Annotated in this window: 12 protein-coding genes; 2 read left to right on the top strand and 10 right to left on the bottom strand. The window is 61.3% G+C overall.

Annotated elements, in window-relative coordinates; genetic code table 11:
* Positions 1-7 precede the first annotated feature (7 nt).
* On the top strand, positions 8-1,225 hold the full coding sequence (locus FFM53_RS35120; protein ID WP_138390210.1) for an NAD-dependent epimerase/dehydratase family protein: 1,218 nt from the start codon (positions 8-10) through the stop codon (positions 1,223-1,225).
* Complete coding sequence (locus FFM53_RS35115) at positions 1,222-2,751, top strand: FAD-dependent oxidoreductase (RefSeq protein WP_138390209.1); 1,530 nt, start codon at positions 1,222-1,224, stop codon at positions 2,749-2,751. The genes FFM53_RS35120 and FFM53_RS35115 overlap by 4 nt, the downstream gene beginning before the upstream one ends.
* Positions 2,752-2,863: 112 nt before the next feature.
* On the opposite strand, the gene FFM53_RS35110 is transcribed toward FFM53_RS35115, so the two are convergent.
* The 10 genes from FFM53_RS35110 to FFM53_RS35065 form a co-directional block, all read right to left on the bottom strand.
* The gene (locus FFM53_RS35110) at positions 2,864-4,318 is read right to left on the bottom strand and encodes an NAD-dependent succinate-semialdehyde dehydrogenase (RefSeq protein WP_138390208.1); all 1,455 of its coding nucleotides are present in this window, start codon (positions 4,316-4,318) and stop codon (positions 2,864-2,866) included.
* Positions 4,319-4,328: 10 nt separating this feature from the next.
* Positions 4,329-5,408 (bottom strand): ABC transporter ATP-binding protein, encoded by a 1,080-nt coding sequence (locus tag FFM53_RS35105; protein WP_138390207.1) that lies wholly within the window; start codon positions 5,406-5,408, stop codon positions 4,329-4,331.
* Positions 5,405-6,205, bottom strand: a complete 801-nt coding sequence (locus FFM53_RS35100) for an ABC transporter permease (RefSeq protein ID WP_138390206.1) — start codon at positions 6,203-6,205, stop codon at positions 5,405-5,407. The genes FFM53_RS35105 and FFM53_RS35100 overlap by 4 nt, the downstream gene beginning before the upstream one ends.
* A gap of 1 nt (position 6,206) precedes the next feature.
* Complete coding sequence (locus tag FFM53_RS35095) at positions 6,207-7,079, bottom strand: ABC transporter permease (RefSeq protein WP_138390205.1); 873 nt, start codon at positions 7,077-7,079, stop codon at positions 6,207-6,209.
* A gap of 113 nt (positions 7,080-7,192) precedes the next feature.
* Positions 7,193-8,203, bottom strand: coding sequence for an ABC transporter substrate-binding protein (locus FFM53_RS35090; RefSeq protein ID WP_138390204.1), 1,011 nt, complete (start codon positions 8,201-8,203; stop codon positions 7,193-7,195).
* 44 nt (positions 8,204-8,247) lie between these two features.
* Positions 8,248-8,571, bottom strand: a complete 324-nt coding sequence (locus FFM53_RS35085) for an NIPSNAP family protein (protein WP_003538302.1) — start codon at positions 8,569-8,571, stop codon at positions 8,248-8,250.
* A 5-nt stretch (positions 8,572-8,576) separates the two neighbouring features.
* A complete protein-coding gene (locus FFM53_RS35080; protein ID WP_138390203.1) occupies positions 8,577-10,040 on the bottom strand; it encodes an aldehyde dehydrogenase in 1,464 nt (487 codons plus the stop codon).
* Positions 10,041-10,044: 4 nt separating this feature from the next.
* Positions 10,045-11,085, bottom strand: coding sequence for an LLM class flavin-dependent oxidoreductase (locus FFM53_RS35075; protein WP_138390202.1), 1,041 nt, complete (start codon positions 11,083-11,085; stop codon positions 10,045-10,047).
* Positions 11,082-12,017 (bottom strand): flavin reductase family protein, encoded by a 936-nt coding sequence (locus tag FFM53_RS35070; protein WP_138390201.1) that lies wholly within the window; start codon positions 12,015-12,017, stop codon positions 11,082-11,084. The genes FFM53_RS35075 and FFM53_RS35070 overlap by 4 nt, the downstream gene beginning before the upstream one ends.
* Entirely contained in the window at positions 12,014-12,859 is an 846-nt protein-coding gene (locus FFM53_RS35065; RefSeq protein WP_138334578.1) for an alpha/beta fold hydrolase, read from the bottom strand. The genes FFM53_RS35070 and FFM53_RS35065 overlap by 4 nt, the downstream gene beginning before the upstream one ends.
* Positions 12,860-12,869: the final 10 nt, after the last annotated feature.

The following is a 12,869-nucleotide window of genomic DNA, read 5'->3' as shown; positions in this document are numbered from 1 at the left end:
AGTGTGAATGGCACCACGTCTCATCATCACGGGATCGACCGGCTATATCGGTGCAAGACTTGTCGCGATGGCGCGTGAGCGCGGCTTCGACGTGGTTGAACTCGGCCGCCGGCTCGGCCCGGCGTGGCGCATTGGCGATGAGCCTGCCGCGTCCGATCTGGAGGGAGCGATTGGGCTCGTCCATCTCGCGCATTCCTGGGCTACTCCGCCGGAGGCGGCCGAAGAAGAAAACGTCAATATATCAGGCACATTGAAGCTGGCGGAAGCGGCAAAGGCAGCCGGCGTGCCGCGCTTCGTTTTTGCCTCGTCCACCTCGTCCAGAAGAGAAGCGCTCAATGTCTACGGCCGGACCAAGTTCAGGATCGAAGAGCATTTGGCTGCCTGCAAGGCGGCACCGATCGTCAGAATTGCGCGAATAGGGTTGGTTTATGGCGGCCCGCGCACAGCGATGTACGGCCTGATGGCGAAATTGGCGGCGCTCAGCCCAATCCTGCCGATGATCGGGCTCAGCCGAAAAGTTCAGCCCATTCATCTCGACGAAGTCGCCGCAGGCCTGCTGGCGCTGGCGACCGGAGAGAACCAGCCGCTGAAGACATTTGTGCTGGCGCCGGAAAAGCCCATAAGCTTTGCCGCCTGGCTCAGAATTCTCCGCCGCGGCCAGGGTAAGGGCAACCTTCATTTCATACCGGTTCCCCTGACCGCCGCACTCCTCGCCTGCCGAATGACGAAGCTTCTCCCGTTGATTCCCACGGTCGATCCGGAGCGCGTCCTGGGGCTTGCAGGCGCCGCACCGATGGAGAGTAGCGAGAGCCTCAGGCTCCTGAAGTTGAACCTGGCTGACCCAGCGCCTACGCTTGCCGGAGAATTCGGCCAGACACACGAGGAGCCATCGCGACGTGAGGCACAGGCTCTGCTGCGATATCTAGGCATCGCGCCCACCGAAATACAGCTGCAACGGCTTTGTGAAGGGCTGCGGCGTGAAGGGTTATCGCCGCTCGGCCTTTCCCCGGCAATGATCAGGCATCCTGGTTTGCTGGCGCTCTTTGAACCGCCGGCCAATCGAACACGGCATCGCCTCGCGCAGGCCCTCTATTTGGCCGACCTCGCGAGCGAACCGGAAAGGGCCTCGGGCAAAAAGGTCGGATTTTTCGGCGCGATGCTGGCGATTTCGAGCGATGTTTTGCTCTTTCCGCTCCGCGTGCTTTTAGCGGGGAGATATCGATGAATGGGCCGGACGCCGACTTCATCATCATCGGCAGTGGACCTGCCGGTGTCTCCGCTGCGTTTCCCCTGATAGCGGCCGGACGCCGCGTTCTGATGCTGGATGGCGGGGATGATGCCGGATCGCAAGAGGAAAGCCGCAGCGTCCGCGTCCTGGGAAGCAATCTGGAATCGCTGCGAACGGACGACGGAAGTTCGCCGAAATTGCAGACCCCTGCAGCACGAGGAATTCTCGAACCTTTTCGACGCCAATCCGGCATAACCGGCGACGGTTTCATCCCAATCGGCAGCCTTGCCCGCGGCGGGCTCTCCAACATTTGGGGAGCGCAAATCAGCTATCTCGATGCCGAAGACATCGCGAATTGGCCAATAGACATCGCCTCCTTGCAGAGGTCCTACGAGCATGTCGCCAAGCGCATCGGCATCAGCAGGAATGCGGATGTTGCGATAGACGCTGACGGCGAGCCCGTCCTGCCGCTTGGAGCGACAGCGGCCCATGTTCTCCATCGACACCAGGCCGTAAAGCCGGCTGATGGGTCGTTCCGGCTTTTTCCGGCCGTCAATGCCATACTTTCGGCGGCGCGGCCCGGGCGGGCGGCATGCGATCTGCGCGACGACTGTCTCTATGGCTGCCCGACCGGCGCGATCTATAACAGCAGGCGGGATCTGCTTCTGTTGCGAAAGTCTCCGCATTTTCGTTTGCTCGATAACATGCAGGCGATCTCGCTGACACACAGCTCGGGCTGGACAGTCGGAACGGCAGACGGATCGTCATTTTCCGCGCCGAGGATCATTCTTGCCGCTGGGGTTCTCGGAACAGCCGCCCTGCTGGCCGATCTCCTGCCGTTTGGCGAGCAAGGGCTGCGTCTCCTGAACAGCCCCACACTGGCCGTCCCTCTGCTCTGTCCCCCACGTTTGTTGCGTTCCCCGACGCCGACGCACAGCCTTGCGCAGCTTGGCTTATCTCTGCGCTACGGCAGCGGCGCATCCGATTACGTGACGGGAGCGATCTATGAAGTTGGTACTCTGCCGGCGCAGAGTTTTATCAACAGGATGCCGCTCGGTCGAAAAGCCGGGCGCGCGGCGTTCGAGCTTATCGGCAGCAGTCTCCTCGTCGGGACGATCTATTATCCCGGCGATCAGAGCCACAGCTACATCCGTCGGGATGAAACGGCAGGAAAGCGTCTGACCGTCCGCGGCGGCTTCGCAGACGGTTTTGGCCTTCGCGACGAGACTTTGAAAAAAATGCTCCGCCGTGAATGGAAACGGTTGGGACTGATACAGCTCCCGGGCGCATCGCTGGCGGAACCTGGCATCGATGCACATTTCGCCGGCACTCTGCCTATGGGCGCGGCCGGCCCGTTCGGCACTTCTTCCGATGGCGAGCTGAATCTCCATCCCGGTCTTTACGTCGTCGATGGTTCGATTCTTCCCGATCTTTCCTCGAAATACGTCACGATGACGATCATGGCCAATGCCGACCGCATCGCTCACCGCCTCGCCGAAACGGAAGCAAACTCGGCACTTTAGCAGTTTGAATTTCACCCCAGAGCTTTGGCGATTAACGGAATGCATCGGCAAAAATCCGTTTGCCAATGCATTCTCGGTCTTTCTTTGCGGCAAAGCGCAAGCATCGACCAGGTCAGGCAATGCCGCCGAGGCATACATATTTAAGTTCCGTATATTCGTCCAATCCGTGCCGCGACCCTTCGCGACCGAGGCCCGACATTTTCACGCCGCCGAACGGAGCCTCAGCCGTCGAGACGAGACCGGTATTGACGCCGACCATCCCATATTCGAGCGCTTCGGCCACGCGAAATACCCGCGACAGATCGCGGGCATAAAAATACGAAGCGAGCCCGAACTCGGTGTCGTTTGCCTGTTCGATGACGTCCTGCTCGTCGCGGAAACGGAAAAGCGGTGCGAGCGGCCCGAAGGTTTCCTCGCGCGCGACCTGCATGCCGGCAGCAACATCGCGTAGGATCGTCGGCTCGAAGAAATGGCCGCCGAGCGCGTGGCGTTTGCCGCCTAAGACGATCCCGGCACCCTTTGAAACGGCATCGCTGATATGGCTTTCGACCTTGGCGACGGCATTGTCATCGATCAGCGGACCAAGCACGACGTCACGGTCGAGACCGTTGCCGACCTTCAAGCCCGAAACGGCTGCGGCCAGCTTGGCGGCAAACGCTTCGTAGACGCCGTCCTGAACATAAAGCCGATTGGCGCAGACGCAGGTCTGGCCGTTGTTGCGGAACTTGGCGATGAGCGCGCCTTCGACGGCAGCGTCGAGATCGGCGTCGTCGAACACGATGAAGGGTGCATTGCCGCCAAGCTCAAGGCCGAGCTTTTTGATCGTCGGCGCGCATTGCCGGTAAAGCAGTTCGCCCGTCCGGGTGGACCCGGTGAAGGTCAGGACGCGAACGTCACGGCTTGCCGTCAGCGCCCCGCCAATTGCCGCTGCGTCACCCGTGACGATGTTGAGAAGCCCCGGCGGCAGGCCGGCACGCTCACCGAGAACGGCGATCGCTATGGCGGAGAATGGCGTCTGCAGCGCCGGCTTGAGAACCACGGCACAGCCGGCGGCAAGCGCGGGGCCGATCTTGCGGGTGATCATCGCGTTCGGAAAGTTCCAGGGCGTGATCGCCGCCACCACGCCTGCAGGCTGGCGCAGGACGAGGATCCGCTTGTCCGGCTGATGTCCCGGTACGACCTCGCCGTTGATGCGTCTCGCCTCTTCGGCGAACCATTCGATGAAGCTCGCGCCATAGGTGATCTCCCCCTTGGCCTCGGCGAGCGGCTTTCCCTGCTCCAGCGTCAGGATCATCGCCAGATCATCGCGGTTTTCGATCATCAGGCGGTGCCATGCCTTGAGAATGGCGGCGCGCTCCCCGGCGGTCTTCTTCGCCCAAAGCTTCTGGGCGATGACGGCGGCGCGGATGGCATCTTCCGTTTCCGCGGCGCCGAGGTCAGGGACCACCCCCAGCACCTCACCTGTCGCCGGATTGCGGACCGTCGCCGCCTTGCGGCCTTCCGCTTCGATCCAGCGATCGGCGATGGGGCATGCCTGACGGAACAGCGAGGGATCATTGAGCTTCATAGGACAACTTTCAGCAGAATACGTGAGCGGCGCCGGGATCGAAATCCAGATGGACTATATCTCCACGATTGAGCCCGGCAATAGCCTCATGACCGAATGGCAAGCGGACCGAAAGCGCCTCGCCGGCCGCCGTCTCCGTCGAGACGTGGATATTGTTGCCGAGAAAGGTAATGTCGCTGACCGTCGCGGCAAGACCCACGCCGGCCGCCCGGACGCGCGACAGGCGAATGCGCTCAGGCCGCAGCATCAGAGCTGCCCTGGCGCCGGAGGTCCCTTTTCCATGCACCGGAATTTGATTGAAGATGGTCCCGCCTCCGAGCGCAATGGTGGCTTGTCCGTCGGAGGATGACACCAGGTCGCACGAAATGAAGTCGCTGTCGCCGATGAATTCGGCAACGAAGCGGGTCTTGGGATTGGCATAGAGTTCGGGGCCTGTTCCGATCTGGTCGATGACGCCCTTGGAAAAGACGGCGATGCGGTCGGAGAGCCGCAGCGCCTCCTCCTGGTCGTGCGTGACATAGAGGATCGTCACTTCGGTCTGCTGATGGATCCGGCGTATCTCATGCTGGATTTCCTCGCGCAGCTTCTTGTCGAGCGCCGACAGCGGCTCGTCCATCAGAAGCACCGGCGGATCATAGGCAAGGGCTCTGGCAAGGGCGACACGCTGCTGCTGGCCGCCGGACATTTGTGCGGGCTTGCGATCCTCGAAGCCTTCGAGCCTGACGAGGCGCAGCATCTCCTTCACCTTGCTGTCGACCTCGGCCTTGGACTTGCGCCGGACCTTCAGCGGGAAGGCGATGTTTTCGCCCACCGTCAAATGCGGAAACAAGGTGTAGCGCTGGAACACCATGCCGATGTTGCGTTTGTGCGACGGCGTGTCGAGCAAGGTCTTGCCCTCCAGCGTGATGTCGCCTTTCGTCGGAGTTTCAAAACCGGCCAGGATGTAGAGGGTCGTGCTTTTCCCGGATCCGGACGGTCCGAGAAAGGTCAGGAACTCCCCGCGTCGAACGTCGAGATTGACGTCGTGGACGGCGACGACAGGGCCGTATTCCTTGCGTATTCCGCTGATCTGAAGGAATGGTTCTTTCATTGTTTCAGTACCTTACGCACGACGGCAACCAGCGCCATCAAGATGATCGTCAAAAGGATGAGAAGGGTCGATGCCGCAGCGACAACGGGCGTCAGGTCCTGCCGCAACGTCGCCCAGACCTTGACGGGCAGCGTCTGCAGGGTCGGGCTGGACATGAAGATCGCCACCACCACCTCGTCCCAGGATGTCAGGAACGAGAAGACGGCAGCCGAAAACAGCCCATGGCTGATCGCCGGCAGGGTGACCCTGATCTTTGCTTCCAGAGGCGAGGCACCGCACAGAACCGCCGCATCTTCGATCGATTTGTCGAAGCCCTCCAGCGCACTGGATATGGACAGGATCGAGAAAGGCAGCGCGAGAACGAGGTGGGAAATGACGAAACCTATCAACGTGCCGCCAAGGCCGATCCTCAGGAAGAAGGCATAAAGGGCAACCGCAAGAACCACGACGGGAAGGATCATCGGCGTCAGGAACAGCGCTTTCAGCGCATCGCGGAACAGGAACGAACCGCGCACCAGCCCGAAGGAAGTCACAAGCCCGAGCAGCACCGACAGAACAGTCACGATGACCGCGATCTTGAAGCTCGTCCAGGCCGATTCCAGCCAGCGCGGATCGGCAAAGAGCTCGCTGTACCATTGAAGCGTCCATCCGGGCGGCGGAAAGATCAGCCACTGCGAGGAGCCGAAGGACAGTGCGGCGATAAAGACGATCGGCAGCAGCAGAAAGGCCGCAGTCAGAAGCGTGATCGTCAGCAGGATATATTTCCACCAGCCGAGGCGGTCGAAATTGAGCAACATGTCAACGCCCTCCCGGGTTCTGGTTGCCGACGAAGCGCAACTGCACGGCGTAGAGCGACAGGGTCACCACGAGGAGCACCAGCGCCGCGGCACCGCCCATTCCCCAGTTGACCAGCGACTGCACGAATTGCGCGATCAGCTCTGCGAGCATCATGTTCGCAGTGCCGCCGAGCAGCGACGGCGTGACGAAATAACCAAGGGACATGACGAAGACCATGAGGGCGCCAGCCGCCATGCCGGGCATGGCCAAGGGCAGCAGGACACGGGTCAGGCACTGCCACCGGTTGGCGCCGCAAAGTGCTGCCGCCTGCAGGGTCGACGGGTCGATCTTCCTGATCACGCCGTAGAGCGGCAGGATGATGAAGGGCAACATGATATAGGTCATGCCGATCGTGACCCCGGTCAGGTTGTTGACCAGTGCCAAAGGTTTGTCGATCAGCCCCATTCCGATCAGCATCTTGTTGATCAGTCCCGTCCGCTGCAAAAGCACCATCCAAGCATAGGTGCGGGCAAGCAGGTTGGTCCACATCGACAGGAGCAGGATGGCAAAGATCACCGAGGTCAGCCGCCCGGGCATGATTGCCAGTGCCCAGGCAACGGGAAATCCGATCAGCAGCGAAATCGCCGTGACGAGACCCGAGACGATGAAGGTGTTGGCGAAAATCTTGAGATAGGTCGCGGACCCGATCAGCTGCGCATAGTTTCCAAAGCCCGGCACCGGTTCCAGCACGCTGCGCAGCAAGAGTACCGCCACCGGCGCGATGAAAAAGATCGCCACGAAGGCGAGCGCCGGAAGGACCCCGCCAAACCCTGTTGCCCTGCGCGCCTTTGGCAGGGGCGCAATTGCAGCGGAGGCATCGCTATATGTCGACATGACAGTCCTTCCCACCCGTCAAATTCCGCAGGCGCCGAGGTCCGACAAATCGGCTCCGACGCTGCGGGAGGCACGGCGCACATTCGCCGTGCCCATCCGTCTCAAGTTTCAGACTATTTCGCCTGCCAGGCGTACCACTTCTCGCCGATGGCATCGCGATTGTCCGCCCAGTAGTTCATGTCGGCATTCACCTGGCTGGCCGTCTGCTGATCCGGCAGGGTCTTGGCCGTTTCCGGATCCATCAGCTTGGCCGAGTCAACGTTGATTGGCGCATATCCGGTGGCTTTTGCAAGGGCGGCCTGCGGTTCGGCCGAGGTCGCCATCGCAATGAACTTCATAGCGGCTTCCACGTTCGGCGAACCCTTCGGCACGACGAGCGAATCCGCAGCGGTGATGTTCTGTTCCCACGAGGTCTCGGTCTTGATGCCGCTCGCCGCAAGCGCGGTCATGCGGCCATTCCAGACACTGCCGAAAGGAGCCTCGGCGGATGCCAGAAGCTGCTGCGACTGTGCGCCGCCCGACCACCAGACGATATCCGATTTGATCGTATCGAGCTTCTTGAAGGCGCGGTCGAGATCAAGCGGATAGAGCTTGTCGGCGGCCACGCCGTCGGCAAGCAGCGCCGCTTCGATCACGCCGGGAGCCGACCACTTGTAGAATGTGCGCTTTCCCGGAAATTTTGCCGTGTCGAACAGGTCAGCCCATGTCTTCGGGCAGGCGCTGACGGCATCGGCATTGCAGCCGATCACGAAGGAATAATAGAAGCTGCCGACCGAATAATCGGTCACGAAGCGCGGATCGAGCTTGGATTTGTCGATGACGGAGAAATCGAGTTTCTCGAGCTGGCCATTCTTGCCGGCCTGGGCGGCATAGTCGCCTTCGACGTCGACAACGTCCCAGGTAACCTGGCCAGCCTCGACCATCGCCTTGAGCTTGCCGTAGTCCGTCGGTCCGTCCTGTACGACGGTGATCCCGGTCTTCTCCGTGAACGGGCTAGCCCATGCGGCCTTCTGCGCGTCCTGGGTCGTTCCTCCCCAGCTCGAAAAGACCATGTTGTCGGCGTGCGCCGGTACGGACACAGCCACAAATGCGGCAACCGCCGCGAAAGCAAATGTTGTTTTCATGTTCCCTTATCCTTGTTCTGGTTTGTCCTGTATGCCTTATGCCGTCAGTGCGCCTCGCTCCTGGGAGAAAAGTTAGCTGGCTTCATAATCTTGTTTTCCGCCACCTCGATGAGATCGCGGATCTTGGGCAGGAAGGCCTGCCACCGGGGATCGGCCAAAAGCCTCTGGCGCCTCGCCTCCCGGTCGTCCAGGCTCGCAAAGGCCCAGATGTGAACGATCTCGTTGATCGTCCCGATCTCCGAAAAGAAGTAACCGACGAGCGTACCGAGATGGCTCTTCTGGATCTCGATCCCCTCCTCCTCGACGACCTTGAGATATTGCGGGATCGTGCCGTTCTTCAGCCGATAGGTCCGGATCTCGTAAAACATCGGCGCTACCTCATCACGAAGGGATCGGGGATCGGATCGTCCGATGTCCTGAGCCAGATCGTCTTGGTACGGGTATAATCGAGCGCCGCGGCCATGCCGCCCTCCCTGCCATGGCCTGACAGGCCGAAACCGCCGAACGGCGCGATCGGCGAGACGGCGCGGTAGGTGTTGACCCAGACGATCCCGGCACGCAGCCCCTTCATCAGCCGGTGCGCCCGGGTGAGGTTCTGGGTGAAGACGCCGGAAGCCAGGCCATAACGGGTATCGTTGGCGAGCCGCAGCGCCTCGGCCTCCGTCTCGAATGACACGACGGACAGGACCGGTCCGAAGAATTCCTCGATCAGGGAGGGCGAGGCGACATCGTCGCAGTCGAGAATCGTCGGCGGGAAATAATAGCCTTCGCCGTCGATCTTGCGTCCTCCCGTCACGAGCCGGGCGCCGCTTTCAATCGACTTGGCGACGAGGGCGCCGATATTGTCCTGCTGGCGCCTGGTGGCAAGCGGGCCGACTTCTGTCGCCATATCGAGCGGAGCACCGATCCGGATCGCCTCCGCCTTCTCGCGTAGCAGGGCGACGAATCTATCCTTGACGCTGCGTTCGACGATGAGGCGCGATCCGGCAACGCAGCTCTGCCCTGTCGCGGCGAAGATGCCTGCGACCTGGGCATTGGCCGCACTTTCGAGGTCCGCATCGGCAAAGACGATGAATGGCGACTTGCCGCCAAGTTCAAGCGAGGTGGAGGCGAGGTTTTCGGCCGAGTTGCGAACGACGTGCCGGGCGGTTTCGGGTCCGCCGGTGAAGGCGACGTGCGCGACCTTCGGATGGCGGCCGAGGGCGGCGCCACAGGAGGCGCCGAAACCCGTGATGATGTTGACCACGCCGGCGGGAAAGCCTGCCTCGTGCACGAGCCGTGCAAATTCGAGAAGCGGCGCCGGCCCGTCTTCCGAGGCCTTGACCACCATCGTGCAGCCGGCCGCGAGCGCCGGGCCGATCTTCACCGCGGACAGGAAGAGCTGGCTGTTCCATGGCACGACCATCGCAACGACGCCGATCGGCTCGCGACGAAGCCAGACATCCATGTCGGGCTTGTCGATCGGCAGATAGGCACCTTCGATCTTGTCGGCGATGCCGGCATAGTAGCGATAGTATTCGGCGACATAAGCGATCTGCGCCGAGGTTTCGCGGATGATCTTGCCGGTGTCGCGTGTCTCCAGTTCAGCGAGCACGTGCGCGTTGGCAGCAACGAGGTCGGCCAGCTTGTAAAGCAGCTTGCCGCGTTGGGTGGCCGTCAGTTTCGGCCATGGGCCGTCGTAAAGCGCCCTGTCGGCCGCGTTTACGGCCCGATCGACATCGGCCTCACGCGCTTCGGGCATATCAGCCCAGACCGCGCCGGAGGCTGGATCGATGCTCGGATAGCTGGCCTCGCCATCTGAAAATTCGCCATCGATATAGTGCTGGAAACGTCGCATGGTCTTACTCCTGAAATGCCGGCATGACCTCGGTGATGAAGCGCTCGAGCGACGCCTTCTTGCGCTCGAAGCTCATGCCGGTGTCGATCCAGAAGGAATATTCGTCGTAGCCGAGCGCTTCATACGCCTTGAGCCGGGCGATGACGGTCTCAGCGTCGCCAACGACATTGTTGGTGCGCATGACCTGGTCCGACAGCATCGCGTTTGCTCTGATCTGTTCGTCCGGGATCCGTTCGATCAGACCCTGGGTAACCGGCTTCTCATTTTTGAACCAGGCGAAGAAATAATTGTAGTAGACGCTGAGTTCATGGGCGGCCTGGGCGACATCGTCCTCCGACGAGCCGACATAGGTATGGCGCAGCAACATGATCTTGGGCCGCTCGATCTCAGGGTTCTTGGCGCATGCATCGTTGAAGCGCTCCATCAACGACTGAACCTCGTCGTCGCCCTGCCAGAGGGGCGTCACCTGAACGTTGCAGCCGTTGGCGACGGCAAATTCGTGCGAGTTCGGATCGCGCGCCGCCACCCATATGGGCGGGTTCGGCTGCTGCATCGGTTTCGGCGCCGACGTGGTCGACGGGAACTTGAAGAATTCCCCGTCATGCGCGTAGTCGCCAGCCCATATGCCCTTGACCGCCGGGATGAGCTCGCGCATGCGCTGGCCAGCACCCCAGGCATCGAGACCGGGCAGCAGACGCTCGTATTCGAAAGAATAGGCCCCGCGCGCGATACCGATGTCGAGTCGTCCATCGCAGATGATGTCGGCCATGGCCGCCTCGCCGGCGAGTTTGATCGGATGCCAGAAGGGGGCAATCACCGTCCCCGTCCCAAGCCGTGCCCGCGATGTGCGGCGCGCCAGATCGGCAATGGTCACAAACGGGTTAGGCGCAATGGTGAAATCCATGCCATGGTGTTCGCCCGTCCAGATCGCGTGCATGCCGCCCTTGTCGGCGATCTCACAGAGCGCGACGAATTCCTCGTAGAGACTCTTATGGCTTTGATTGGCGTCGAGCCGTTCCATATGGACGAAGAGGGAGAACTTCATGCTTTTGCGTCCTTGGCTGGAATGGGGTGAACAGTGCCGCCGGTCTCGTCGCCGAAATAGACGCCGAAATTGCCGATCGAGCTTTCCATCGCAAAACGGTTGACGATATCGGCTGTCGAACTGGTCTTGAACTTTGCCGCAACCAATGCGTCAGGCTTCAGGAACCTGCCGACGACAGGCTCGCCATCTCCGGCAACGGCGTGATAGACGATGTGCTGCTTGCCGTCGCTCTTGCCCTCATAAACCGAATAGAGAAAGCCGATGCTGACCTTCAGCCCGGTTGATGTCTCCAGGTATTTTTGCAGTGCCTCGGTCGGGCTGCCGTCATGGGCGTCGACACTTGGCAGGGAGAGCACATCCTCGCCGAGCAGCAGAACCTCCCCGCGGCGCTCGACAACGGCCGCAAGTTCCATATTGCCTTCGCTTGCCGCGGACACTGCCTTGCTTGCGAGCGTCGGCGTGAAATAACCGCCACGCGCATAGCCGAGACCGTTGCGGCCGCTATTGTCGAAAGCTTCGATGCGCCCCATCAAGATGACGTGGTCGCCAGCCTCGATGACCTCTTCCATGGCACATTCGAACCAGGCCGCCACGCTTGAGAATATCGGGCAGCCTGCCGATCCCCTCGCCCACTCGACCGCCGCGAATCTATCCTCGACCGGTCGCGCAAAGGTGTTCGACACGTCTTTCTGCGTTTCCGAAAGCACGTTGATTGCAAAATGCTGCGCTCCGGTCATGATGGCGAAATTGCGCGATGTCTTGGCAAGGCAGACGAGGAGAAGCGGTGGATTGAGCGAGACCGAGGTGAAGGAGTTCGCCGTGAAGCCGATCGGATTTCCATCCCCGTCACAGGCGGTGACGACAGTCACCCCGGTCGGAAAGGCCCCGAATGCATCTCGCAGTGCTCTTGGGTCGACAGTCTGGATTGTCATCGTTCATCCTCCCCGAACGACAGCCACTCAGCGAGCAGCGAATTGACGATATCAGGCGCGGTCAGGTTCACCATATGACGATGACCTTCGACGATGCGAGCGTAGCCCCGCGGCGCAAGCTCTGCCATTTGCGTTGCCATCAAGGGCGTCGAGTTCGGATCATCGGACCCCGTCAGAAACAGGGCCGGACCAGCCACGTCTTTCCAGCCGTCAGCGTAGGTCTCGTCTCCTCCCGCGAAGGCGGCGTAAGCGACGGCATATCCCTGGGGATCGACGAGGTTCAACCATTTTCGCGTCAATTCACGCGCAGTGATGCTGTCCGCGTCATCGCCGAACCAGCGGGCCAGAGGACCTTCCTTGTCGACGCCCGATACCGGAATGGCCGCGGCGCGCGAAAGCACGGCGGCCTTTGCTTCAGGGTCACGCTTGTAGACACCGTTGAGGTAGGCGACACGGCTGATACGCTCGCCAAAGGTCGCGGCCGCCCCTCCTGAAACCAGTGCGCCCATCGAGTGCCCGGCAACATTTGCCGTGTCGATTGCCATCTCGTCGAGAAAGCGTCCGAACCAGGTGACGAACTCCTCGAGCCGACTGCCCGCCGGCAGCTTTGCGCTCTCGCCATGTCCCGGCATATCGACAGCGATGACGCGATGGCCTGCAGACAGGAATGCGATCTGCGGAGCCCAGGCTTCGAGCCGCATGCCGACGCCGTGAATAAGAACCAGCGGCTCACCGCTGCCGGCCTCGTGATAGGCCGTTCCACTTGTCGTCTTCTTTCGGGGCAAGGCACCAGCGGCGTTTGTTGCTGCAGCGGTGCGTGTGGTCGATCCGGCTGTCAGCATCTCAGAGCCG

This window comes from Rhizobium indicum (genome assembly GCF_005862305.2).
Taxonomy (GTDB): domain Bacteria; phylum Pseudomonadota; class Alphaproteobacteria; order Rhizobiales; family Rhizobiaceae; genus Rhizobium; species Rhizobium indicum.
The sequence above is the reverse complement of the archived record's forward strand: the minus strand, read 5'-3'. Positions and strand labels throughout refer to the sequence as shown.

Coding starts and splice junctions, on each gene's coding strand:
- FFM53_RS35090 (WP_138390204.1), bottom strand. CDS start 8,203: ATGAAAACAACATTTGCTTTCGCGGCGGTTGCCGCATTTGTGGCTGTG.
- FFM53_RS35115 (WP_138390209.1), top strand. CDS start 1,222: ATGAATGGGCCGGACGCCGACTTCATCATCATCGGCAGTGGACCTGCC.
- FFM53_RS35100 (WP_138390206.1), bottom strand. CDS start 6,205: ATGTTGCTCAATTTCGACCGCCTCGGCTGGTGGAAATATATCCTGCTG.
- FFM53_RS35075 (WP_138390202.1), bottom strand. CDS start 11,085: ATGAAGTTCTCCCTCTTCGTCCATATGGAACGGCTCGACGCCAATCAA.
- FFM53_RS35095 (WP_138390205.1), bottom strand. CDS start 7,079: ATGTCGACATATAGCGATGCCTCCGCTGCAATTGCGCCCCTGCCAAAG.
- FFM53_RS35110 (WP_138390208.1), bottom strand. CDS start 4,318: ATGAAGCTCAATGATCCCTCGCTGTTCCGTCAGGCATGCCCCATCGCC.
- FFM53_RS35080 (WP_138390203.1), bottom strand. CDS start 10,040: ATGCGACGTTTCCAGCACTATATCGATGGCGAATTTTCAGATGGCGAG.
- FFM53_RS35065 (WP_138334578.1), bottom strand. CDS start 12,859: ATGCTGACAGCCGGATCGACCACACGCACCGCTGCAGCAACAAACGCC.
- FFM53_RS35085 (WP_003538302.1), bottom strand. CDS start 8,571: ATGTTTTACGAGATCCGGACCTATCGGCTGAAGAACGGCACGATCCCG.
- FFM53_RS35105 (WP_138390207.1), bottom strand. CDS start 5,408: ATGAAAGAACCATTCCTTCAGATCAGCGGAATACGCAAGGAATACGGC.
- FFM53_RS35070 (WP_138390201.1), bottom strand. CDS start 12,017: ATGACAATCCAGACTGTCGACCCAAGAGCACTGCGAGATGCATTCGGG.
- FFM53_RS35120 (WP_138390210.1), top strand. CDS start 8: ATGGCACCACGTCTCATCATCACGGGATCGACCGGCTATATCGGTGCA.